At 33.6% G+C, this 24,586-nt stretch carries 20 protein-coding genes; 5 read left to right on the top strand and 15 right to left on the bottom strand.

All coding sequences use genetic code 11. From position 1 onward, the window contains the following. Window positions 1-139 precede the first annotated feature (139 nt). The 6 genes from JN168_RS05760 to JN168_RS05735 all read right to left on the bottom strand — a co-directional run bounded on the left by JN168_RS05760 (window position 140) and on the right by JN168_RS05735 (window position 8,991). Entirely contained in the window at window positions 140-1,084 is a 945-nt protein-coding gene (locus JN168_RS05760; RefSeq protein ID WP_042738441.1) for an acetyl-CoA carboxylase carboxyltransferase subunit alpha, read from the bottom strand. Next, window positions 1,077-1,943 (bottom strand): acetyl-CoA carboxylase, carboxyltransferase subunit beta, encoded by an 867-nt coding sequence (gene accD / locus JN168_RS05755; protein ID WP_042738440.1) that lies wholly within the window; start codon window positions 1,941-1,943, stop codon window positions 1,077-1,079. Before accD ends, JN168_RS05760 begins: the two co-directional genes overlap by 8 nt. Window positions 1,944-2,020: 77 nt before the next feature. Further along, complete coding sequence (gene ystJ / locus JN168_RS05750; RefSeq protein WP_042738439.1) at window positions 2,021-3,253, bottom strand: NADP-dependent malic enzyme; 1,233 nt, start codon at window positions 3,251-3,253, stop codon at window positions 2,021-2,023. A 249-nt stretch (window positions 3,254-3,502) separates the two neighbouring features. Beyond that, on the bottom strand, window positions 3,503-6,703 hold the full coding sequence (locus JN168_RS05745) for a DNA polymerase III subunit alpha (protein ID WP_229367282.1): 3,201 nt from the start codon (window positions 6,701-6,703) through the stop codon (window positions 3,503-3,505). A 21-nt stretch (window positions 6,704-6,724) separates the two neighbouring features. Next, the gene (locus tag JN168_RS05740) at window positions 6,725-7,660 is read right to left on the bottom strand and encodes a DHH family phosphoesterase (RefSeq protein WP_107580085.1); all 936 of its coding nucleotides are present in this window, start codon (window positions 7,658-7,660) and stop codon (window positions 6,725-6,727) included. Window positions 7,661-7,698: 38 nt separating this feature from the next. After that, window positions 7,699-8,991 carry a DRTGG domain-containing protein gene (locus JN168_RS05735; RefSeq protein ID WP_042738436.1) on the bottom strand — a complete coding sequence of 431 codons (1,293 nt, stop codon included), beginning with the start codon at window positions 8,989-8,991 and terminating at the stop codon, window positions 7,699-7,701. A 230-nt stretch (window positions 8,992-9,221) separates the two neighbouring features. On the opposite strand from JN168_RS05735, the gene JN168_RS05730 reads away from it, so the two are divergent. After that, the gene (locus tag JN168_RS05730) at window positions 9,222-9,635 is read left to right on the top strand and encodes a universal stress protein (RefSeq protein ID WP_042738435.1); all 414 of its coding nucleotides are present in this window, start codon (window positions 9,222-9,224) and stop codon (window positions 9,633-9,635) included. 280 nt (window positions 9,636-9,915) lie between these two features. Here the strand turns inward: JN168_RS05730 and JN168_RS05725 are convergent, their stop codons facing one another. Next, a complete protein-coding gene (locus tag JN168_RS05725; protein ID WP_042738434.1) occupies window positions 9,916-10,605 on the bottom strand; it encodes a metal-dependent hydrolase in 690 nt (229 codons plus the stop codon). Window positions 10,606-10,795: 190 nt separating this feature from the next. Between JN168_RS05725 and JN168_RS05720 the strand changes: the two genes are divergently transcribed. Beyond that, complete coding sequence (locus JN168_RS05720; RefSeq protein WP_232155062.1) at window positions 10,796-11,848, top strand: M24 family metallopeptidase; 1,053 nt, start codon at window positions 10,796-10,798, stop codon at window positions 11,846-11,848. Further along, on the top strand, window positions 11,845-12,474 hold the full coding sequence (locus JN168_RS05715) for a copper homeostasis protein CutC (RefSeq protein ID WP_279526228.1): 630 nt from the start codon (window positions 11,845-11,847) through the stop codon (window positions 12,472-12,474). The genes JN168_RS05720 and JN168_RS05715 overlap by 4 nt, the downstream gene beginning before the upstream one ends. A 140-nt stretch (window positions 12,475-12,614) precedes the next feature. On the opposite strand, the gene ald is transcribed toward JN168_RS05715, so the two are convergent. Then, complete coding sequence (gene ald, locus JN168_RS05710) at window positions 12,615-13,730, bottom strand: alanine dehydrogenase (protein ID WP_042738431.1); 1,116 nt, start codon at window positions 13,728-13,730, stop codon at window positions 12,615-12,617. A gap of 143 nt (window positions 13,731-13,873) precedes the next feature. Here ald and JN168_RS05705 point away from each other — a divergent pair, with 143 nt between their 5' ends. Together JN168_RS05705 and JN168_RS05700 are read left to right on the top strand one after the other, a co-directional pair. Beyond that, on the top strand, window positions 13,874-14,377 hold the full coding sequence (locus tag JN168_RS05705; protein ID WP_042738430.1) for a universal stress protein: 504 nt from the start codon (window positions 13,874-13,876) through the stop codon (window positions 14,375-14,377). A gap of 359 nt (window positions 14,378-14,736) precedes the next feature. Then, window positions 14,737-15,915, top strand: coding sequence for an esterase-like activity of phytase family protein (locus JN168_RS05700; protein WP_279526227.1), 1,179 nt, complete (start codon window positions 14,737-14,739; stop codon window positions 15,913-15,915). Between the two features lie 134 nt (window positions 15,916-16,049). Here the strand turns inward: JN168_RS05700 and JN168_RS05695 are convergent, their stop codons facing one another. The 7 genes from JN168_RS05695 to ezrA form a co-directional block, all read right to left on the bottom strand. Then, entirely contained in the window at window positions 16,050-17,249 is a 1,200-nt protein-coding gene (locus tag JN168_RS05695) for an acetate kinase (protein ID WP_042738428.1), read from the bottom strand. Window positions 17,250-17,336: 87 nt separating this feature from the next. Beyond that, entirely contained in the window at window positions 17,337-18,290 is a 954-nt protein-coding gene (locus JN168_RS05690; protein ID WP_107512808.1) for a class I SAM-dependent methyltransferase, read from the bottom strand. Window positions 18,291-18,459: 169 nt separating this feature from the next. Further along, window positions 18,460-18,954: a thiol peroxidase gene (gene tpx / locus JN168_RS05685; RefSeq protein ID WP_042738426.1), complete on the bottom strand. Its 495-nt coding sequence runs from the start codon at window positions 18,952-18,954 to the stop codon at window positions 18,460-18,462. 357 nt (window positions 18,955-19,311) lie between these two features. Further along, window positions 19,312-20,085, bottom strand: coding sequence for a sulfite exporter TauE/SafE family protein (locus JN168_RS05680; RefSeq protein WP_042738425.1), 774 nt, complete (start codon window positions 20,083-20,085; stop codon window positions 19,312-19,314). A gap of 78 nt (window positions 20,086-20,163) precedes the next feature. Beyond that, window positions 20,164-21,387, bottom strand: a complete 1,224-nt coding sequence (gene thiI, locus JN168_RS05675; RefSeq protein ID WP_042738424.1) for a tRNA uracil 4-sulfurtransferase ThiI — start codon at window positions 21,385-21,387, stop codon at window positions 20,164-20,166. After that, entirely contained in the window at window positions 21,384-22,520 is a 1,137-nt protein-coding gene (locus tag JN168_RS05670; protein WP_042738423.1) for a cysteine desulfurase family protein, read from the bottom strand. Before JN168_RS05670 ends, thiI begins: the two co-directional genes overlap by 4 nt. 242 nt (window positions 22,521-22,762) lie before the next feature. Continuing rightward, window positions 22,763-24,454, bottom strand: coding sequence for a septation ring formation regulator EzrA (gene ezrA / locus JN168_RS05665; RefSeq protein WP_042738422.1), 1,692 nt, complete (start codon window positions 24,452-24,454; stop codon window positions 22,763-22,765). Window positions 24,455-24,586 lie beyond the last annotated feature (132 nt).

Genomic DNA, 24,586 nt, shown 5'->3' with positions numbered 1-24,586 from the left:
AATAAAAAGAAGCATTCAGATAAATTGAATCCAATCACCTGAATGCTATTTTTCTAAATTTTATGTCCCAAATTTCTGTTTATTACTTTCGGCAAAATTATCTGTGATTAAACAAATCATCGAGCCCATTGTGTCGTATTTACTCAGTAAAAGAACCAATATTTCTAAACTTCTGATATCGATCTTCTATAAGTGCTTGTTCATCCAATTCCGTCAATTCAGTAAGGTGCTTTTCAAATGCAGCCTTAATATTCAATGCTTGAGCTTTTACATCTTGATGCGCTCCACCGATTGGTTCTTTAACGACCTCGTCTGCAATATTTAATTCATGTAAATCATCAGCTGTGATTTTCATTGTTTCCGCAGCAATTTTTGCTAAATTACTATCTTTCCACAATAATGCAGATGCTCCTTCTGGTGATATAACTGAATATGTACTATTTTCAAGCATTAACACACGATTTGAAATTCCTAAACCGAGTGCGCCACCACTTCCGCCTTCACCGATAACAATTGATATAACAGGTACAGAAAGTGCTGCCATTTCGACTAAGTTTCTAGCAATAGACTCACTTTGTCCTCGTTCTTCTGCAGCTTTTCCTGGATAAGCACCCTTAGTATCAATAAAAGTAAAGATTGGGCGATTAAATTTTTCAGCTTGTTTCATTAATCTCAAGGCTTTACGATAACCTTCTGGATGAGCCATCCCAAAGTTTCTATAAATATTGTCCTTAGTATCTTTACCTCGTTGTTGACCAATAACAGTAACAGGCTGATCGTTGATATAACCGATTCCACCTATCATCGCTGGATCATCACGGAAATTTCTATCCCCATGCAATTCTATAAATGAATCAAATATATAAGGAATATAATCCAGTGTTGTCGGTCTTTCTTGTAGACGTGCTAATTGAACTCGATCCCAAGGTTTTAAATTTGTATAGACCTTCTCTGTCTCACGTTCAAGTGATGCTTCAAGCATTTCGATTTCCTCTTGCAAATCTACATCGTTTTTTTCTTGTGATTCTTTTAATGATTCAATTTTATTTTTTATTTCAAAAAGTGGCTTTTCAAAATCAAGCATTCTTTTTCACCTCTTGATGCAGTTTCAAAATACTAGACAATGTTTGTCTCATTTCTTTTCTATGTACAACCTTGTCTAACTGCCCATGTTCTAATAAGAACTCAGCAGTTTGGAAATCATCAGGTAGCTTCTCATTTATTGTTTGTTCTATTACACGGCGGCCTGCAAAACCAATCAATGCTTTAGGTTCGCTGATATTAATATCACCTACAGATGCAAAGCTCGCAGAAACACCACCAGTAGTTGGGTTTGTTAAATATGAAATATATAATAAACCTGCATCGGCATGTCGTTTCAATGACACACTAGTCTTACCCATTTGCATTAATGAGATAATACCTTCCTGCATTCTGGCTCCACCACTTGCTGAAAATAAAATAAATGGAAGTCGATTATCGGTACAATATTCAATAATTCTACATATCTTTTCACCAACAACTGACCCCATGCTACCCATTCTAAAGCGAGCATCCATAACAGCAACGCCATAAGCAACACCATCAAGTTTAGCTGTTCCAGTTACTACAGCTTCATTGAGTTCAGTTTTTTGTTGGTCTTTTTGAATTTTTTCTTCGTAGCTTGGAAAGTCTAATGGGTTTGCAGAGGTCATGCCTTTATCAAACTCTACAAATGTACCTTCATCCGCAATTGCTTCAATTCGCTCATATGCTGTCAATGCAATATGATGATCACAGTTAAAGCAAACATTAAGATTTTCAGACAATTCTTTAGTATACATGATTTTCTTACATTTAGGACATTTCGTCATTATACCTGCTGGTACGTCACTTTGTTTTGAATCAGATACAGTTACATACTTTTTCTTTTTACTACTTCTATTGAAAAAATCTTTAAACATTGGTAAACCTCCACATAACCATTGCTACTTTCCCATATATAACCATTTAATACGTTTGAAATAAGCAATTATGATTATTATTTATCTAAATCTGTTAATTTCATTGTCTTATCATAAATTGATTCAGGATCAACATCAACTCTTGCGACACCTGATTCCATTGCTGCTTTTGCAACTTCTCTTGCAACAGACGGTGCAACGCGTTTATCAAACGGTCCTGGAATACAATAATCTGCATTCAATTCATCAGGCTCAATTAAATTAGCAATCGCTTCTACGGCTGCTTGTTTCATTTCTTCGTTAATATGTGTTGCTTCTACATCTAAAGCACCTCTAAAAATACCTGGGAACGCTAATACATTGTTAATTTGGTTTGGATAGTCAGAACGACCTGTTCCAATCACTTTTGCACCTGCTGCTTTAGCAATATCCGGTTTAATCTCAGGATTAGGATTTGCCATTGCGAAGATAATTGGATCATCTGCCATAGATTCTACCATTTCTTTTGTTAATAAATCGGCCACAGAAACACCAATAAATACATCTGCATCTTGAATGATGTCGTTTAAGCTACCATCTTTTTTATCTCTGTTAGTCCATTTAGCAACATAAGCCTTAGTATCATTCATACCATAGTCTCGACCTTCATAGATCGCACCTTTAGAATCGCACATAATCATATCTCGTACGCCATAAGAATATAATAGTTTAACGATTGCAATGCCTGCTGCGCCTGCACCATTTAATACAACTTTAATGTCAGATAGATCTTTATCAACTATTCTTAATGCGTTAATCATACCAGCGACAGTAACGATAGCTGTACCATGTTGATCATCGTGGAATACCGGGATTTTAGTTTCTTTTTTAAGGCGTTCTTCTATCTCAAAGCAACGTGGCGCTGAAATATCTTCTAAGTTAATACCGCCGTAGTTTGGTTCTAAAAGTTTCACTGTATTCACTATTTCGTCTGTATCCGTAGTATTTAAAGCAATTGGTACACCGTCAATTCCTGAAAAGCTCTTGAATAGTACAGCTTTACCTTCCATAACTGGAATACTTGCTTCTGCACCAATGTTACCTAAACCTAATACAGCCGTACCGTCAGTTACTACTGCTACAGTATTTCCTTTCATAGTATATTCAAATACTTTACGAGGGTCCTCATGTATTTCCTTACATGGTTCAGCTACACCTGGTGAATACGCTAAACTCAACTCTTCTTTATTTGTAACTTTAACTTTAGGTGCTACTTCTAATTTACCTTGATTTTCTCTATGCATTTGTAAAGCTTCGTCTCTTAATGTCACGTGAATCTACCCCTTTACATTCATTTAATATAATGATTCGTCATATATATTTTTATTACACTATAACGCAAATTACAAATGATATCGTTACCAAATCGTAAAAAATTTGGCGGGTTATTGATTGTAATAAAAACATATAGATATTTATTATTTAATCGTTTGATTTTTTAATTTTTTAAAAATTAAAACTGATGGTCAATATTACTCAACCATCAGTCAACTATACCATAGTTTAAAGGGTGAATAAAGTTAAATTATTCTTATATCCCATGGTGATAGCTTTTTCAACAACAGTGCAATTTGGTTGTTTTCAATAGAAATATGTCCAATTGTTTTTAATTGTTTTGTCGATTCATCATAATAATTTACCGGTATCTGATTATGTTCAGTCTGAGACAATATTTGTTGAATATCCGTAAGGTCATTTACATTCCTGATGACTATTTGTTGTGCATGGTTTAATTTCTCTGATTCAAAATGCTCAATACTTTCAATATGTTGAATAATTAACTGGCGTTTATTATTACGTTGTTCGAATTTACCTCTTACTACATAGGTTGCACCATCAGCTATGTCGGTTTCAAACCTTTTAAAGGTATCTGGAAACATCACACCATCTAGCGTATTGATGCCATCATTGAGGACTACAAAGGCCATATTTTGACCCTTTTTAGTACGTATTCTACGACTACTATCAATTTGTATAAAAATCGGCTGATTGTCTCTAGCATTATTTAATTTAAAAATACCTAAATATTGTTTTTGTTCAAACGCCTTTTCAACAGGGTGGGTGGAAACGTAAAATCCTAAGTATTCCTTTTCATAATCACTTAATACTTGATCTTCGAGTTCCTCTGTTTCTGCATAGGAGGCTTTAGGTGTTAACACGTCAAATATAAATCCATCTTGTTCAACATTAGATACATCATCTAAAACTTGATCAATTGATTGAAGTAGCGTCGCCCTATTTTTACCTAAATCATCAAAAGCACCAACTAATATTAATGCTTCGAATAACTTTCTTGTCTTGATTCGCTTTGGAATTCTTCTTGCAAAATCAAAAAAATCTTTAAATTGTCCATTAGCATGGCGTTCATCGACAATCAATTTCACACTTTGATATCCCACGCCTTTAATCGCACCAATAGACAAATAAATACCTTTTGTTGTTGCTTTATAGAACCAATGACTATAATTGATATTTGGACTTAGTATATTAATATTTTGCTGTTTGGCTTCATCGATAATTTGGGCTGTTTTCTTTTCACTCCCAATCGTATTACTTAAGATATTTGCATAGAAATAGTTCGGATGATGTACTTTTAAATAACTCATGATATAAGCAATTTTTGAGTAACTCACCGCATGCGCACGTGCAAAACCATAATCAGCAAATTTCAGTATTAAATCAAAAATTTGTTTACTTAAACTTTCATCATAGCCATTTTGCAGCGCACCATCTACGAAATGCTTACGTTCTTTTTCTAATACTGCACGATTTTTCTTACTCATCGCACGCCTTAAAATGTCCGCTTCACCATAATTAAAGTTTGCAAAAGTACTAGCGATTTGCATTATTTGTTCTTGATAGATAATAACTCCAAAGGTCTTTTGTAAGATTGGAGCTAAATCTTTATGCAGATATATAACCTTTTCTGGGTTATGTCTTCTAGATATATAAGTTGGAATTTCTTCCATAGGACCTGGTCTATAAAGTGAAGTAACTGCAACAATATCTTCAAAATGTTCTGGTTGTAATTTTTTCAAAACATTACGTATACCATCTGACTCAAGTTGGAATATACCTGTTGTATCTCCTCGCGATAATAATTCAAAGACCTTTGGATCATCAAAAGGGATATCTTCTATATTGATTGTAATATTTTTGTCTTTTTTCACTTGATTCACAATTTGATGAATAATAGATAAATTACGCAAGCCGAGGAAATCTATTTTCAATAAGCCTATACGCTCTGCTTCCGTCATCGTCCATTGTGTTAATAAACCATTATCACCATTAGTAAGTGGTACATACTCATATAAGGGATGATCATTTATTATAATTCCCGCCGCATGTGTTGATGTATGTCGAGGAAGCCCTTCTAACTTTTTACTTAAGTCAAACCAACGCTCATGTCTATGATTTCTATGTACAAATGCTTTAAATTCAGGTATTTCATATGCTTGATCCAAAGTAATTCCAAGTTTATGAGGTATAAGTTTAGAAATTTCATTTAATGTTATTTCATCAAAGCCCATGATTCTACCAACATCTCTTGCCACAGCTCTTGCTAATAAATGTCCAAATGTAACGATACCCGCCACATGGTGTGGACCATATTTATCTTGTACATATTGAATCACTTCATCTCTTTTTGTATCTTCAAAGTCTATATCGATATCAGGCATTGTCACACGTTCAGGATTTAAAAAACGTTCAAATAGCAAGTTATATTGAATTGGATCTATCGTTGTTATATTTAATAAATAACTAACTAATGACCCTGCTGCAGAACCACGCCCAGGCCCTACAAAGATATCATTCGCTTTAGCAAAGTGTATTAAATCACTTACGATTAAGAAATAATCTTCAAATCCCATACCAGTGATAACATCATATTCATGCTTTAATCTTTGTTGATACTCAATAGATTGCTTATCGTTTAGTGTCAGTTTATCTAATTGACTTGATAGCATAGACCATAAATAAGCTTTAGAACTTTGTCCATTCGGCGTAGCGAATTTTGGTAATAGTGATTGATGATATTGTAATTCTGCAGTGCAAAGTGTTGCAATTTTTTGTGTTCGATGCCATACATCCTTATCAATTTCTAATGATGAAACTTCTTCATTATTGAATAAATGTTCATTATAATCTGGCGCAGCATGAACTAAATCAATTTTAGTATTATTTTTGATTGCTGATAATGCAGCTATAGTTTCATTGTCTTCTCTATTTAAATATCGCGAAGATTGCGCCCATACAATTGGCAATTCAAATGTTGTTATGCTCTCTTGGTTCACATAAACATTTTCAAATTCAACTAGCGTTTCTACAATATTTTGATGTGCTTCATCTACTTTTTTTAAAATAATAATAAAATCCGCTGCATATTTCTTTAACCATTCAACTGGCGTTTCTTCTTTATCTTTCATTTTAATGGCTGAAGAAAGCATGTAAAGGTTCTGCAGGCCTTGTTCATTCTTCGCAAGTACAACGGTTTCTAATGAAGTTAAACCATCAGTTAAATATATCGTCATACCAAAAATAGGTTTGATATTTGCTGCAATACAAGCATCATAAAATTGCGGTAAACCATATAATACATTTGTATCTGTTATCGCTAAAGCAGAATACCCCTCTTTAACGGCTTTAGTAACCACATCATTAATTCTCAAACTAGAATTTAATAAGTCGTAAGTTGTGTGAATATTTAAATGGGCAACCATCAGCAAATACCTCCTAAACTGTTATAATTTATTATTTAATGCGTCGGCTAATTCATTAAATCGATCCCAATCAGCAACTGATACACCAGAAGCATTTGGATGACCACCGCCTCCAAAGTCGCTAGCAATATCATTGATTACAATACCTTTAGAGCGAATGCGACATCTGATTTCAGAGCCTTCATCCACACCAAACACCCAAATTTTCAAGCCTTTAATGTCAGCAATCGCATTGACAAATAATGATGCTTCATTTGGTGCAATATCAAATTGCTCTAGTACCTCTTTTGTAATGATGACCTTACAAAAACCTTTATCATTTAAATCGAAATTTTGTAAAACATAGCCTTGGAATGGCAATAAGGCTGGATCCTTTTCACCTAATTTATTCAGTTCTTCATTATGACTAAACGGAAACTGTAATAAGTGACTAGCTACTTCTAGCGTATGCGACGTTGTATTATTAAATAAGAAACGTCCTGTATCTCCTACGATACCTAAATATAGCAATCTAGCTGTTGCGGCATCTATCAATGATATATCGTTAAAATGATTTATAAAATCAAATATAATTTCACTTGTAGAAGATGCTTGATCATTAACATAATTTAAGTCACCGTATTGATCCACTGCGGGATGGTGATCAATTTTAATAAGGTACTGACCTAAATCAAATCGTGTATCACTAATACGTGGCGCATTTGCAGTGTCACAAACAATGACTAATGCTCCTTGGTAATCTTCATTTGTTAACGTATCAAACGTACCAATAAAGTCTAATGATGGTTCAGCTTCTCCAACAGCATAAATATTTTTCTCTGGAAACTTTAACTTCAAGTAAGACTGTAAACCTAATTGTGAACCGTATGCATCAGGGTCTGGTCTAACGTGTCTATGAATAATTACAGTGTCACTTTCTTGTATTTTATTCATTATTTCATTAAATTCTGTTGTCATTTCTCTCTCTTCCTTTTCTAAAATGGATTTTTTCTGCATTAATCTATCATTTGGCAAATAATCATCGCTTTAGCAACTTGTTGTCCTTCATTCGACATCTTAACCTCTAACTTCGCGAAGTTTCTACCAACATCTAACATGTCATACTGTACCGTTAATTCTGATTCGATTTGTACTGTTTTAATATATATAATATTCAAACTCTCAATCATCACTTCTAGTTTTTTTAGTTTTCGAATTTCGTATCTAATTGTTTCTTCAATAATTGCAACAAAAACAGCTTTACTTAATGTACCAAATTGGTTCGTTAATAAAGGTGTTATCTGAACTTGTATGCCTTCTCCACCAATGGTAATGTGCTTAGCAATTTGGTCGTTAATTGTTTCCCCTACTTGAGGTTGTCTGCTCAATAATTGCATTGCAGTTAATACATCTTTTCTCGTAATAACCCCTATCAACTTTTTACTTACCGTTGTTACAGGCAATAATTCGATACCTTCCCAAATCATCATATGCGCACAATTAGCAACTGTGGTCGACAATTGAACATTGATTGGTGATTTAGTCATATAATTAGCAATCGTATCTTGTTCATCCATCTTAATAATTTCCTTACTGGTTACGATACCAACTAAACGCCAATCTTCATCAATCACTGGAAAACGAGTATGACCAGTTTTCTTAGCTTTATCTTTATAATCAGCCAAAGTCATATGATCAAATATAACTGTATCACCTTGTACGGACTTTACAATATCTTCAACGACCAAAATTTCCTTACGAATCATTTGGTTATACATAGCTCTATTGATAATATTTGCTACTAAGTAAGTATCATAATTCGAAGAAATAATCGGTAAATCATGTTCGTCAGCATATTTAATAATCTCATTCGAAGTGCTAAATCCACCAGTTATCAACACGGCACTTCCTCTTTCCAATGCTGCTAACTGGACATCCTTTCTATTACCTACAATAAGCAAGGTATGTGCACTTAAGTACTTAATTACATCCTCTATCTCCATCGCGCCGATTGCAAATTTTGACAATGTTTTTATTAATCCATTACGCCCGCCTAATACTTGTCCATCAATTATCTTTACTATTTCACCAAAGGTCAATTGTTCGATTTGCTCTCTTGATTTCTTTTCAATACGTACAGTACCTACTCTATCAATCGTTGCAACCAGCCCTAGTTGTCCTGCGTCTTTGATTGCACGGTAAGCAGTCCCCTCCGAAACATTTAAGTCCTTTGCTATTTTACGAACAGAAATTTTCTGCCCGATAGCGAGTGATTCAATATAAGATAATATTTGTTCATGTTTTGTCATGTTAATAACCTCATTTATTTTTGAACCGTTTCTCTGATATTATAACTTTTTATATATAAAAATGCGATGTAACAATTCAAAATATAGTGATTTATAATAAATTTTAGTCTCCTTTGGAGTAAAGTTGGCATTAAAATTCTATTTTGCCATATTTATATGTAAATTATTATAATTTAATTGCAATTATGATTAGTCTTTTATTAAAATACTATTTAAGGAGGGATGAACGAATGTTCAAAAATATTTTACTCGGTGTAGATACAACACTTAAAAATGAAAAAGCTTTAGAACAAGTTTCAAAATTATCAGGCGAAGGTACTATTGTAACGATTTTAAATGCAATTAGCGAACAAGACGCACAAACTTCAATCAAATCTGGTGTACATCTAGATAAACTTGTTGAAAAACGTAGTGAAGGTTTAGAAAGTACACGTAATGCCCTAGATGATTATGGCATAAACTATGATGAAATTATTGTACGTGGTAATGCCAAGGAAGAATTAGTCAAACACGCAAATAGCGGTAAATACGAAATCGTCGTCTTAAGTAACCGAAAAGCCGAAGATAAGAAAAAATTCGTCTTGGGTAGCGTAAGCCATAAAGTTGCTAAACGAGCGAACATCCCTGTACTCATTGTAAAGTAATATTAAAAAGTCTGAAGTTCTACAAAGTTCTTCAGGCTTTTTATTTTTGTTGATCATACCTCATATTATAAATAATCTTCTCTGCAACGTTAGCACAGTTACGGTAACTCTTTACATACAACCCCTTTAACGAAACATAATATCCATTACTTAAAAAATCCACTAACCATAAATTATTGTTTAAGTAACGTTTAGGAATAATATTCTATTTTCTTTAGACACAAAAAATAAGTTATGGAGAAATCGTATATATACGATTTCTCCATAACTTATTAATTAATTAAAATTTTACAGCTTCACCAGGTTCTAATATTTGTACTTCACCAACTGAGACTGCTGCTTTAAACTCGTTTGGATCCTGTTTGATTAAATCAAATGTATTATAGTGAATTGGAACCGTCACTTTCGGTTTAATAAATTCATTTATTGCATAACTTGCATCGTCGATACCCATAGTGAAATTATCACCGATGGGTACGAAGCAAATATCTACTGGATGACGATCCGCAATTAATTTCATATCACTAAATAGACCTGTATCACCTGTGTGATAAATCGTCTTACCTTCAATTTCTAATACTACGCCCATTGGCATACCTAAATAAACTGGTATTCCATTATCATCAGTTAGACTTGAACTATGAAATGCTTGTACAAATTTCACGCTACCAAATTCAAATTCAGCTTTACCACCAATATTCATCGGTCTGACATTTTCCACATTTTTATTTGTAGTAATATAATCAGCTAGTTCAGCAGATCCAATAACAGTAGCATGATTTCTATTGGCTAGTTCAACAGTGTCACCAAAATGATCACCATGACCATGCGTTAAAATAATATAATCAACCTCTAACGTACTAGGATCTAAATCTGAAAGCTCGTTTCCTGTAATAAATGGGTCAACGATTACCTTCTTACCATTAGCTTCAAAATATATTGTTGATTGTCCATGAAAAGATAATTTCATATTAGTTAAATCCTCCCAATTGTCTATTTGAAATTACTATACCACGTGAACGTATTTTTATAACACAAGTCTAACCTAAATGCTCACTATATAATGTAGATTTTCCTGAAAAAAACATTAAAGTTTTGAATTCCACAAGAAACTAACATAAAATTGTAGTGAGCATGAATACAGGAGGATGATTTAATTTATGAAATTAGAACAAATTACAACCGAATTACAGCAACAGCAAGCTGATGCAGCATGGATTACCACACCATTGAATATTTTTTATTTTACAGGCTATTTAAGTGATCCTCATGAGCGTTTATTAGCATTATTAATTAAGAATAATGGTGAACAAATTTTATTTTGCCCACAACTAGAAGTTGACGAAGTAAAGAACTCTCCTTTCGAAGGTGAAATCATTGGTTATTTAGATACTGAAAATGCTTTAGATAAACATCATGCAACGTATAATAAATTGCTAATCGAAGCACATCACTTAACAGTACACCGTCAACGTGAATTAATTGATGCATTTAATGTCAATCAATTTGGTGATATTGATCAAACAATCAAAGCACTACGCAACGTTAAAAGTGACAGTGAAATCACAAAAATTAAAAAAGCATGTGAACTTGCAGATAAGTGTATTGAAATTGGCGTAGCATACTTATCAGAAGGTGTTACAGAGCGTGAAGTTGTCAATCATATTGAAAATGAAATTAAGCGTTATGGTGTAAATGAAATGAGTTTCGATACGATGGTCCTATTCGGCGATCATGCAGCGTCACCACACGGTACACCTGGAAATCGTAAGCTTCAACAGGATGAATTTGTGTTATTTGATTTAGGTGTCATTTATGATAATTATTGCAGTGATATGACACGAACAGTCCAATTTGGAACTCCAAGTAAAGAAGCGCAAGCTATCTACGATGTGGTATTAAAGGCTGAACTAGAAGCAATCGCCGCAATTAAACCTGGTGTCACGATTAAAGATGTTGATGCAATTGCTAGAAATATTATAAGCGAAGCGGGTTATGGCGAATATTTCCCTCACAGACTTGGACATGGTTTAGGCTTAGAGGAGCATGAATATCAAGATGTATCTAGTTCTAACAACAATCAATTCGAGGCTGGTATGGTAGTCACTGTGGAGCCTGGTGTATATGTACCTGGTGTTGCAGGAGTACGTATTGAAGATGATATCTTAGTTACAGAAGACGGTTATGAAATTTTAACAGGATATGAAAAATGATTAAAGAAGCTGTAGTAGAAACGATTCAACAAGTTGAAGAAGCTATTGCAAATGGCGCTAACCGTATTGAATTATGCGATAATTTAGCAGTGGGTGGTACAACACCAAGCTATGGTATGACAGAAATTGCGGCTGAAATTTGCCATATCAATCATGTTGAACTGGCAGTGATGATTAGACCACGTGGTGGTAATTTCGTCTATAGTCTATATGATATTGAAATTATGCAGCGTGATATCAAAGCATTAAAGTCACTCAATGTAGATTATTTTGTATTTGGATGTCTAACAGAAGATTACACACTTAATGAATGGCAAATGAAGACTTTAAAGCAACTTGCCGCACCGGTTCAATCAGTTTGTCATATGGCTTTCGATGAGATTCACCAACGAGGTCAAATCAAAGCATTACATCAATTAATCGATTTAGGATTCACACGTTTATTAACTCATGGCGGTCCTGCTGGAACTAATATTTTCGATAATTTAAATCATTTAGGAAAATTAGTCGTCAATTCTGGCGGAAAAATTGAAATTATGCCTGGAGGAGGCGTAACGAAAGATAATGTTCAAGCTTTACTTCACGCTTTCCCCTTCCAAGAAGTACATGGTACTAAAATAGTTTAAGGGTATCCTATAAACTATTTGCAAAACGTCTTAAAATAACTCATAACAACAAAAAAACAGGTCATCACTAACGATTGTATATAACCTCTAAGTGATGATCTGTTTATTTATTATCAATCCATGTCAATTTATTATAAAGCTTATTTTAAGGCTGCATCAATTGCACTGTATGACATATCAAATGCCTCTGCCACGCCTTTGTTTGTCAACTGTCCATTAATAGTATTTAAACCTAATGCCAATGCTGGATTATCTTGTAGAGCCTTTAAATAACCTTTACCAGCAAGCTGTTGTGCATATGGTAATGTAGCATTATTTAATGCAATCGTTGATGTTCTTGGAACTGCACCTGGCATATTTGCCACAGCATAATGGACAACACCATGTTTTTTATATGTTGGCGCATCATGTGTAGTAATATGGTCCGTAGTTTCAAAAATACCACCTTGGTCAATGGCAATGTCAACAATTACAGCCCCGTCTCTCATACCTTTAACCATTTCTTCAGTTACCAAGTTTGGTGCTTTTGCACCTGGTATTAAAACTGCTCCGATAACTAAATCACTATCTTTAACACAATTCTCTATATTTAAAGGATTTGACATGATAGTATGCACTCTACCATCAAACAAATCATCAATTTCTTGTAAACGTTTTGGATTTACATCTAAAATTGTAACATCTGCACCAAGTCCTAATGCAATTTTAGCTGCATTTGTTCCGGCTTGTCCGCCACCAATAATAGATACACGGCCTTTAGATACACCCGGTACGCCACCTAATAAGATACCCATACCGCCTTTATATTTTTGTAAGAACTCTGCACCAATTTGAGCTGACATACGTCCCGCTACTTCACTCATTGGTGTCAATAGTGGCAATGAGCGATCAGGTAATTGCACAGTTTCATACGCAATACCTACCACTTTATTGTCTAATAACGCCCTTGTTAATTTTTCTTCGTTTGCCAAATGTAAATAAGTGAATAAAATTAGCCCCTCTTTAAAGAATTGGAATTCTTCTTCCAATGGTTCTTTAACTTTCATCACCATATCTACGTCCCATACTTCGGATGGTTCCTTAACAATTTTAGCCCCTGCTTCTGTATAGTCAACATCTTCAAAATATGACCCCAAACCTGCAGATTGTTCAACTATTACAGTATGTCCTTGTTCAACTAAAGCGTGAACACCACTTGGTGAAAGACTCACCCTGTTTTCATTATTTTTTATTTCTTTTGGAATACCAATAATCATTACATCCACCTCCAAATTTATAGTAACGCGTATCTTATGAAAGCGCAATCATAGTTTAGGGAAGTTTTACAACATTTAAATTGTGTTAATATTCTGTAAATGGTGGTATACTATAACCAAGAAGAATTAAGGAGGTAATTGTGATGCTAACTTATAAAAATATTTTAATTGCTGTAGATGGATCACATGAAGCTGAATGGGCATTTAACAAAGCTGTAGATGTTGCAAAACGTAACGACGCGAAACTAACAGTCGTAAATGTAATTGATTCTAGAACTTACTCATCATATGAAGTATATGATGCACAGTTCACTGAGAAATCTAAGAACTTTTCCGAAGATCTTCTCAACGGCTATAAGGAAGTCGCTACAAACGCAGGTGTCGCAAATGTGGAAACACGCTTAGAATTTGGTTCACCTAAAGCTATTATTCCTAAAAAATTAGCTGCTGATGTAGATGCAGATTTAATTATGTGTGGTACATCAGGACTCAATGCTGTTGAACGTTTTATCGTAGGATCTGTATCTGAAGCAATTGTTCGCCATTCACCTTGTGATGTATTAGTCGTTAGAACTGAAGAAATCCCAGAGGACTTCCAACCACAAGTAGCAACTGATGAATTCAGATCACAATACCAAGCTCGTTAATATTGATTGTATATTACTTTGTTGGTCATTAGACGCGCAGTAATATAATCTCAAATATTTTCTAGATAAATGCCTAAGTTATAATTACTTAGACAAATGAAAATCGACAATTTCTATTGATATCACATAGAAGTTGTCGATTTTTTATTCATTAAAGATATAACTTAACTCACCCTACTAATTTCAAAAGCTAACATTCAAACTAAAAATTTCACGTCACCTACACTGTAAATTTCTCAAACCTGAAGTTGCATTAATATGAAAATTATCATATTAATCCAATTGACAAATTATCTTCATGTTCACTTCATAAATCTACTTTATGATAGATTTAACTTAAGAATGAAAGGATGAAGCGCATGCGCAATTTAAACAAATTAATCATTTCTAGTATTACAATTGGCATGATCTCAATTTCAACTCTAAACTCCCCTACATACATAGATGCTCAATCTCAACAAAACCATTCAGTTGAACATTTGAAATGGATAGATACAACAACCATACCTCACAATCAATCATACAAAGGCACAACTGTTGGTGGTTTATCAGGTATCTCGTACGATGCTAAAAACAACAATTGGTATCTAGCAAGTGATGACCGTTCAGAAAAGAGTCCGGCAAGATTTTACGAAGCAAAAATTAATTATAATCAACATGGCTTTAAGCACACAAAATTCACTAATGTACATACATTCAAACAACCTGATGGTTCAAGCTATCCAAATAAAAATAAATACCAACACCAAGAGAATCAGGCAGTGGCAGACATAGAATCAGTTAGAATAGATCCAATAACACAAAACATATTATATACGAGTGAGGGTGACCGTTCCTTAGGCTTAAATCCCATTATAAGAGAAGCTGATTCAACCGGTCAGTTTCTTACTAACATACCTATTACAAACAATATAAAAATGGATAAAGATAATAAACATGGCTTTAGAAATAACCTTGCGCTAGAAGGCAGCACATTTTCAACAGACGGGCAGTCAATTTGGACTTCAATGGAAGGTTCACTGCTACAAGACGGACAAATATCAACTACACGTTCTGGATCGTTTTCACGAATTACTCAATATAATCGTAATGGTGAGTTAATATCAGAATATGCATACCCTCTCGATGCTGTACCTGGTAATCCTGGTGCAAATAAGACAGCAGAAAATGGCATTTCCGAATTGCTAGCGATTAATAATCATGAATTTTTAGCATTGGAACGTGCAAGTGTCCAATCAGCTGACGGAGCATACCATAATTATGTACGTATTTATAAATTTGACACTAAAAATGCTACTGAAATAAAAAATATGGACTCAATTAAGGATAAAAAAATCAAACCTGTTCATAAACAACTGGTTGCCAACCTAAATGAACAGGACATTGGTAAGATTGACAACATTGAAGGTATGACATTTGGCAAGCAATTACCAAATGGCAATGACAGTCTAGTACTTGTGACAGATAATAACTTTAATCAATCACAAAAAACTGAATTAATTGCTTTTGAAGTTCAACCAGAAGATAAATCAAACTAATTGTGTAATTTTAACAATTCAATATTTATGATAAATTTATAATTTCACAAAAAAGTAGTCACCCTATAGACAATATAGAGTGACTACTAATATGTTATGAAGCGTTTATCATATTAATTTTCTCTAGGTAACTATTATTTAACGTTACCAAATTCAACAACATCTCTTGCAATCATAACTTCTTCATTTGTAGGAATTACAATGACTTTTACTGGAGAATGTGGATAGTTGATAAAGCCTTCTTCACCGTGGATACCTTCATTCTTCTTAGCGTCCCAGTAAACTCCCATAAATTCCAAACCTTCTAATACTTTGGCTCTTACTGGATCAGAATTTTCACCGACACCTGCAGTAAAGACAATAACATCTACGCCATGCATACGTGTCGCATATGAACCAATATATTTATGAATTCGAGATGCAAATACGTCTAATGCAAGTTGCGCTCTTTCTTTACCTTCTTTAGACTCTTCAATGATGTCACGCAAATCACTAGAAGTTCCAGAAATACCAAGTAATCCTGATTCTTTGTTCAATGTGTTTAATACTTCTTCAGCACTCTTACCTGTTTTTTCCATAATAAATGGAATTAAAGCAGGGTCGATATTACCTGAACGCGTACCCATAGTTACACCTGCTAATGGTGTGAATCCCATTGATGTATCTACAGATTCCCCGCCATCGATAGCAGCAATTGATGCACCGTTCCCAATATGACAAGAAATAATACGCAATTCTTCTAATGGTTTACCTAGTATTTCAGCTGCACGTTGAGATACATATTTATGGCTCGTACCATGGAAACCGTATTTTCTAATGCCGTATTCTTCATAATATTGATATGGCAAACTATAAAGGAATGATTTTTCAGGCATAGTTTGGTGGAATGAAGTATCAAATACAGCAACATGTGGAATTTCTGGTAACAATTTACGGAACGCACGAATTCCCATTAAGTTTGCAGGGTTGTGTAATGGTGCCAGTTCGCTTAATGATTCGATTTGCTTTTCTACTTCATCAGTAACATATACTGATTCAGGGAATAGCTCTCCACCATGTACAACACGATGACCTGTACCATCTATATCATAAATACTGTCGATAATACCATGCTTTTTAAAGCTTTCTAACATAATATTTACTGCATCTTCATGATTCGCGATATCGTTTACTTCTGTAATTTTTTCTCCATTGACTTCAATAGTAAAAATAGAGTCCTTTAAACCAATTCTTTCGATAAGTCCTTTAGTAACAAGATTTTCGTCCGGCATTTCAATAAGTTGAAATTTCAAAGATGAACTACCAGCGTTAATGGCCAAAACTAATTTTGACATAAACATAATGCCTCCAATTTTAATTAAGTTTTTTATATCCATATCTATTTAATCATTAATACAGGTTGAATTCAAGAGTATTACAGTTTAATTTTCAGGGTGATTTTGCTCCATCCATGCATTCAAATCTTGTAAAAATGCCTGGAACTGTTGTGGGTTTTTAAAGTCAGGTATATTGGCAAGCAATACTTCTACAGGTTTCGTGATTTGAGCTTCTTTCTTCTGTAGCACTAATATTGATTTACGTGCATTTTCATTTTTAAACAATGTTGCAGGTAAATTTAAAAATGCTTGCATTTCTGTTTCTGTTGCAATGAAATTCTGTAACTGTTTCACATTATCACCTTCAAAGATATTGCTCGGTACTACTAAGAAAGCGTAACCTGATTGTTTCAATGCAGTTACTGCTTGTTCTATTAATAAATGATGAGAATAACTATGCCCCTCTTTAAAGCCCAGTGCCATTTCTTGGCTTCGATCATCAACTGGATAATAACCAATAGGTAAATCCCCAATAACGACGTCTGCATCTTCAAAAGGCAGTGGCATAATTGCATCTTGTGGGTAAACATCAAATGGTATTTCTAAGAAATTAGCTAAGTGAACGCTCACTCTTGATAATACTGGATCTACTTCAACTAAATGATGCATTAATGTATGATCAGATAACACTTCATGTACTGAAGCACTTAAATGACCTGCTCCACTTGCGATATCTGCGATGTGCATTTCTTCATTTTTCTTTAAAAAACGTTGTGCTAAAAATCCAAGAATCAAACCAATAGAGTCAGGTGTGATTTGGTGGTTCGCTTGTATATCTTCTTGTTGTAGTAAGCTTAGATAAGAAAATTGAAATGCCTTTCTACGATCTTGTAATGTAGCCTGTTCTAAAAGGTCTCTATTATTTCTATATATATCTTCCATAGCTAGCCCTAAGTTTTCAATAAAACTTTGACCATTTTCCTCATTTAATGATTTTGCCTTTTCGTCAAGCGCTTTAAATAATTTTTCCATTATTGTTACTGTTTCTTCTTGTGCCATTTAATAGTCCTTTCTAAAAAAACTGTCCATAATTCGTTTGAAATAAGTTAATAACTAACTCATATTACCAAATAATTATGGACAGTATGCTTTATAATGTCAATGATACTGTTTGATTGTTAAACTACAGTTACTAAGTTAAAAGTTTTTCAATCACACATTTATTAAATTATAAGTTTTTATATGCTGCTAATGCAGATTCGAAATCAGGGAAATCAGTTCCTTCTGGAACGATTTCAGTATAAACAACTTTATTATCTTTATCTAAAACGAATACTGAACGTGCTAATAAACGTAAGTCATCCATTACTACACCATAATTTTTACCAAATGAAAGATCTTTATGGTCACTTAAAGTAACTACGTTATCTAAACCATTAGCTGCACACCATCTTTTTTGTGCAAATGGTAAATCAGCAGAAATCGTTAATACAACACCTTCTTCTTGTGCTGCTTCTTCGTTAAATTTACGTGTTTGTTGATCACATACACCTGTATCTATAGATGGCACAACACTAATTAATTTCTTTTGGCCATCATAAGTTGATAAATTCACCGCATTTAAGTCGTTGTCTAATACTGTAAAGTCCGGAGCCACATCTCCTTCGTTTACTTGTGAGCCTGATAATGTCATTGGTTCTTGTTTAAATGTAATTTGCGTCATTTGTACGCCTCCTATAAATAAGTGCTTTCCTTTACATTATAACTTTTTATAGTCTTGAAATAAAATTTTCTGATTTAAAATCGTTTATAATTACTTTAAATAATACAAATCATTCATTTTTTCAAAATAAATGTCACTTTATCATTATCCCAATTATATAATAACTCATATTGAATAACGATTAATGCGTTCATTTTACGCAACATCAAACTCCAACTATCTTACAAGATTTTTTATGTTAATTGAAATAATTTAATACATATAAACAGTGCTACTAACAACAAAGACCGCATCATTAACAATACATGTTAATGATGCGGCCATCCCCTATTTATATTGAATTGATATCATTAGAACTTATGACATTTGTGTAATATAATCATAAATATTTTTAATAATTAAAATGGCAGTTACAACTATAAATAATCCTTTTACATAGCCTACACCTTTTTTAATAGCAAATTGTGCGCCAACATAAGACCCTGCAATCATGCTTACTGCCATAATCAAACCATAAAAATAATCAACTTCATGTAGACAAATAAACAAGATGAGTGCACCTAGGTTCGAAGCAAAATTAAGTACTTTTGCATTACCAGCTGCACCTAGAAAATCAAAGCCAAACATTAATAAAACAAATAACATAAACGAACCGGTACCTCCACCGAGGAAACCATCATAAAAACCAATTAAACACATAAGTGAAACAAATAAAATGGCCTTACCTAGACTAAGTTTCGTAAATGTTCGTACACTGCCCCAGTCCTTTTTCACTAATGTGTAAATCATCACTAATGTTAACACTACAATTACAACCGGCTTTAAAAGTTCAGCAGGTAAAAATGTAGCAACACTAGCCCCAATCATTGCCATAACAAAAATAATCGGGAATAATTTGGCAACTATCTTTAAATCTACTTTACCAGAGCGTAAAAATCTAAATGCACTCGTCATCGAACCAAAGGCACTGGCTAATTTATTAGTACCCAACGCCATTGAGGGTTGCATTCCGACTGCTAATAATGCAGGGATAGAAATCAGTCCACCACCGCCCACAACAGCATCTATAAATGCTGCTAAAAATCCTAATAATATCACTATAATTACTATTGATACATTCCACTCTAACATTTGATTACCCCTTTATATTCATGATTTCAAAACAGTTTACACTTTAGCTACCTAAGCTTGACGTACATATTTCATGAATTAAAATAAATCGTCTGCCAGTGCTTGTGTTTCTGTATCTTTATCACTTTGATAATCTTTAGTTATAGTTAGTGTTTCAATACCATCCACCGCTTCTTGAACAAGTGGTTCAAAATCAAAGCCATCTTCATACTTTTCAACTTTATCAAAATCAGGTTCAGTAACAGGATTCTTTGGCGTGAAAATCGTGCAACAATCTTCAAATGGTTGAATTGACACGTCATAAGTGCCAATTGCTTTAGCCTTTTTAACAATTTCTTCTTTATCCAAAGTTAACAATGGACGTAATACAGGCGTAGAAGTGACATGATTAATTGCATACATACTCTTTAACGTTTGACTTGCGACTTGCCCTAAATTCTCACCATTTACGATAGCATTAGCATCAATTTGATGTACTAATTTATCAGCAACACGCATCATCATTCGTCTTGTAGACGTCATTGTATAACGTTCATGAACCACTTTATTTACTTGTTTCTGTAATGTGGTGAATGGCACAATATGCAATTTGATAGGACCCACATGTGCAGATAAGATACGTGTCAGTTCAATAACCTTTTCCTTTGCTTTCTCACTTGTAAACGGCGGACTATGAAAGTGAATCGCTTCAATCGTAACACCGCGGCGCATGACTTCCATACCTGCAACCGGAGAATCAATACCACCAGATAACATCAATAATGTCTTTCCACCAGTGCCAACAGGCAAGCCGCCCGCCCCTGGAATAACTTCATCATAAATATACACTGCGTCTAAGCGTACCTCTACCTTTATCGTATGGTCTGGGTTGCGAACATTGACAGATACATGTTCAGCCCCTTGTAATACAGCGCCACCAACTTCTCGTTGTATTTCATAAGTATCATATGGAAATTGTTTATCTGAACGTTTCACGTCAATCTTGAAAGTGTCACCGTCATTATATCCTTTAGCAAATTCAATTGCTTGCTCCTTAATAGCATCCATAGTTTTGTCTATTTTTAGGACTGGACTGATAGAATATATGCCAAAGACTTTCGATAGCCTTTGACTCATTTCTTTAATATCTGCACCTTCTTCTAGTTCGATATACATTCTATCTCTATTAGCTTTCACTTTATACCCTTGTAACGGCATTAATGAACGCTTTACATTTGAACGTAATTGATTGACGAACATCTTACGATTTGCACCTTTTAATGTTAATTCGCCATACCTTACTAATAAATGATCATATATCATTTTAACAACTCCCTTACTTCTTCATATACTGCTTTAAATTTATCTTTAAAGGTTTCAATATCATTGTCTGTCGTATTAGCGCCTAATGATATTCGAATACTTCCTTCGATTTGAATTGCTGGTATACCCATTGCCAATAGTACTTCATTTAAACTTGATTTCTTAGACGAACATGCACTGGTTGTTGATAACATAACATTGTGTTTAGAAAAGGCATTCACTAATACTTCACCTTTAACACCTGGGAACCCAATATTTATGATATGTGGTGCAGCTGCACTTGGTGAATTAATGATTACATTGGGAAAGTTCTGTATATAAGCCTTGATCTGTTCATTGTATTGATTGAGTTGTCTATTTAATGATTGCGTGTGCTGTACAGCATATTTCAAGGCTTTAACAATAGAAATATCGACTGGTAAATTAACTGTCCCACTACGCAAGCCATATTCCTGACCTCCACCTTGCATGACAGGTATGATTTCATGTCTATTACGAACAAATAGTACACCTTGTCCTTTTAGACCATTAAACTTATGCCCACTTAAACTCAAAGTATCCACACCATCAAAGATTAACGGCACTTTGCCGACTGCTTGCACTGCATCTACATGTAAATGTGCTTTAGGATATGCACTGACAATATCTACAATTTCTGTAATTGGTTGTATTTGTCCCATAATATTATTGACATGCATACAAGTCACTAAGCCTACCTTATCATTCATTAAACTCTGTAAATGTTTAAGGTCTATTTGACCTTCTTTAGTAACATCAACATATTTAATCGTAAAGCCTTCTTCTTCTAAAGCACGGACCACTTCTAATACTGAAGGATGTTCCAAAACCGAGGTTATAATTTCATTTGCAAATAATTTTTTCTTACGTGCAACACCTTGTAGTGCAATATTATTTGATTCTGTCGCGCCACTTGTAAAAATAATATCAAATTCATTATCTAAATTAAACAATGATTTGATTTGTGCCTTAGCTTGATTTAATAATTGTTCTGCTTGTAAACCAGCCTGATGTGGACTATTAGGATTAAAATATAGCGATTGATTCACCTTTAAAAATGTATCTAAAACATCTTGATTTGGTTTGGTCGTAGCAGCATTATCAAGATATATCACAACGTTATCCTCCTCAATTAATTTATTACTTATCATGGAATTGGTAATATTTATAACCTAGAATATAATTTATCTTACAAATTAAACATTACCTAAATGATTTAAAGTTCCTTAATATTTAATAGTACATTTATAAATGTACTTACCCTTTTAGCATTATACTCGTATTTCCAAAAAAGAAAAGACACGAAATAATAAAATCATTTCGTGTCTTTCATCTACCGTTCTACATTTAAAAATAATTAACCAGTCACTTGAGACTCAATGTGCTTTGTAACACCAGGCTCAACACTTTCTAAAGCTTGTTCTGAAATTTCAATTGAACGTTTATATCTATTATTTTTAAATAATCGTTCTGCTTCATTCAAGCTCTTATCTACGCCTGAATTATCTTTACGGTAACGATTACCATATTCGATTAATTTCTCTGCATAAACTGCATTTACCAAGACATCTGTAGCTTCGTCTTCAAATTTATTCATTTGTAATACGACTTTAGCTACTTTATCCTTTAACTGCTTCACATGAATTGGACGCACACTGAACTTTTTATTGACCTCTCTTACTTCGTAGTCAATTTCATTTTTCATAATAATAAATCTTTCAGGTACACTTGGTAAATTAGATGCAAGTAGCTTTCGATATACTTCTTCTTTTTTACTTTGGACGCGTAAGATATTTTCTTCGGCTTCAGCCTCATCTTCACGTAATTGAATAAGATGGTTTTGTAATTTTTCTTGTTTGTCATTAATAACTTCAACATGTTCTTCAATGTATTTCAAGTTATCTTGAACTTCACTATATCTTACAGCAGTCTTTGACATTTCCTTTAATATTTCATCATATACAGAAATTAGATTCTGAATTTCATTTTCAAACTGTCGTACATTTTGAACATCACTTTCGTTAATATAGTAATTTTCACGTACATATTCAATTTCAGTTTGTAATGTATAATTCATTTCCTTTGCTCTAAATAAATTATCTGTAATGACTTCTTTTGTTTCTTCTACATCATTTTTCGCTTTCACTTCATGTTCAATCAATTCATACATTTCGTCTAAACGATCATTAATACTGTTTAACTTATCGTTCGCGTCATCCAGTTCTAAACGACTAATCATAGGCTCAACAAAACTCAATTCCGTTTTTAAAGTTTGCAAATTACTATCGACCTTCACGTGATCAAGATCATAACCTTCAACCTTCAAGTCTCTACAGCCATATTTCAAATCTTGGAATTGACCTGGTAATTCTTTTTGAGCTTCCCTAATCAAGTCAGGGATTTCAGTCATGTCCTTTTTCAAGTAATTCATATCTTCATTTAATAATTTGATATGATCGTGAGCTTGATTATAATTGCCTTCTTCCTTTAAAGCTTCATACTGTTCCATTTCAGGCACAAATGATTCAATTTCTTGTTCTAACGGTTCTGCAGCTTCTCCAAATTGGTGTCGGTTTGCTAGAACATCTCGTTTCATCTCACGATAATCCACTTTGCATGCTTCATATAATTTGTCGTTTTGTTTATGTACAGATTGAATTTGTTCAACATCAGCAGTTACTTTTTTATAATTCTCTTCGTATTGATCCATTAACTCATGCGCTTCATCTATTTCTGTTTGAGCTTGTGAAAATTTAAATTTATATAATAGACCTTCTGCGTTATGGATTTTTTCGTCAAGTGGTTTCAAGTATTGCTGTTTGCTGTCTTCTGACGTTTTGTTTAGGCGATCATATGTAGATTTTGTTTCACCTGTTAATGTTAAATTTGATAACTGAGATACACTTTCATCGTATGGTAATTTTTCTACCTCAGCCTTTCGTTCTTCAGCCTTTTCAATCATTTGGCTTTTATTAGAACGCATATAGAATAATACACCGATAATAATCAGTACTATAACAATAATTGCTAAAATGATATACAACGCCATATGTTCTTCTCCTCCTATTTTATCACTACCTATTATAACGTACTTACCCACTTCATTAAAATAGAAATAGATGAATTGTTAAGAATTTATTTTATTTTAATAAGCAAATCAAACTCAATATTATAAATTTTA

The sequence above is a fragment of the Staphylococcus gallinarum genome (assembly GCF_029774255.1).
GTDB lineage: Bacteria > Bacillota > Bacilli > Staphylococcales > Staphylococcaceae > Staphylococcus > Staphylococcus gallinarum.
This window is presented reverse-complemented; position numbering and strand designations above follow the sequence as displayed.

Excerpts from the sequence above, each read along its gene's own strand:
- JN168_RS05740 (WP_107580085.1), bottom strand. The coding sequence starts at position 7,660 with ATGACAACAGAATTTAATGAAATAATGAATAAAATACAAGAAAGTGAC.
- accD (WP_042738440.1), bottom strand. The coding sequence starts at position 1,943 with ATGTTTAAAGATTTTTTCAATAGAAGTAGTAAAAAGAAAAAGTATGTA.
- JN168_RS05680 (WP_042738425.1), bottom strand. The coding sequence starts at position 20,085 with ATGTTAGAGTGGAATGTATCAATAGTAATTATAGTGATATTATTAGGA.
- tpx (WP_042738426.1), bottom strand. The coding sequence starts at position 18,954 with ATGACGCAAATTACATTTAAACAAGAACCAATGACATTATCAGGCTCA.
- JN168_RS05725 (WP_042738434.1), bottom strand. The coding sequence starts at position 10,605 with ATGAAATTATCTTTTCATGGACAATCAACAATATATTTTGAAGCTAAT.
- JN168_RS05745 (WP_229367282.1), bottom strand. The coding sequence starts at position 6,703 with ATGGTTGCCCATTTAAATATTCACACAACTTACGACTTATTAAATTCT.
- JN168_RS05760 (WP_042738441.1), bottom strand. The coding sequence starts at position 1,084 with ATGCTTGATTTTGAAAAGCCACTTTTTGAAATAAAAAATAAAATTGAA.
- ald (WP_042738431.1), bottom strand. The coding sequence starts at position 13,730 with ATGATTATTGGTATTCCAAAAGAAATAAAAAATAATGAAAACAGGGTG.
- JN168_RS05695 (WP_042738428.1), bottom strand. The coding sequence starts at position 17,249 with ATGTCAAAATTAGTTTTGGCCATTAACGCTGGTAGTTCATCTTTGAAA.
- JN168_RS05690 (WP_107512808.1), bottom strand. The coding sequence starts at position 18,290 with ATGGCACAAGAAGAAACAGTAACAATAATGGAAAAATTATTTAAAGCG.
- JN168_RS05715 (WP_279526228.1), top strand. The coding sequence starts at position 11,845 with ATGATTAAAGAAGCTGTAGTAGAAACGATTCAACAAGTTGAAGAAGCT.
- JN168_RS05730 (WP_042738435.1), top strand. The coding sequence starts at position 9,222 with ATGTTCAAAAATATTTTACTCGGTGTAGATACAACACTTAAAAATGAA.
- thiI (WP_042738424.1), bottom strand. The coding sequence starts at position 21,387 with ATGATATATGATCATTTATTAGTAAGGTATGGCGAATTAACATTAAAA.
- JN168_RS05720 (WP_232155062.1), top strand. The coding sequence starts at position 10,796 with ATGAAATTAGAACAAATTACAACCGAATTACAGCAACAGCAAGCTGAT.
- JN168_RS05735 (WP_042738436.1), bottom strand. The coding sequence starts at position 8,991 with ATGACAAAACATGAACAAATATTATCTTATATTGAATCACTCGCTATC.
- JN168_RS05705 (WP_042738430.1), top strand. The coding sequence starts at position 13,874 with ATGCTAACTTATAAAAATATTTTAATTGCTGTAGATGGATCACATGAA.
- ezrA (WP_042738422.1), bottom strand. The coding sequence starts at position 24,454 with ATGGCGTTGTATATCATTTTAGCAATTATTGTTATAGTACTGATTATT.
- JN168_RS05700 (WP_279526227.1), top strand. The coding sequence starts at position 14,737 with ATGCGCAATTTAAACAAATTAATCATTTCTAGTATTACAATTGGCATG.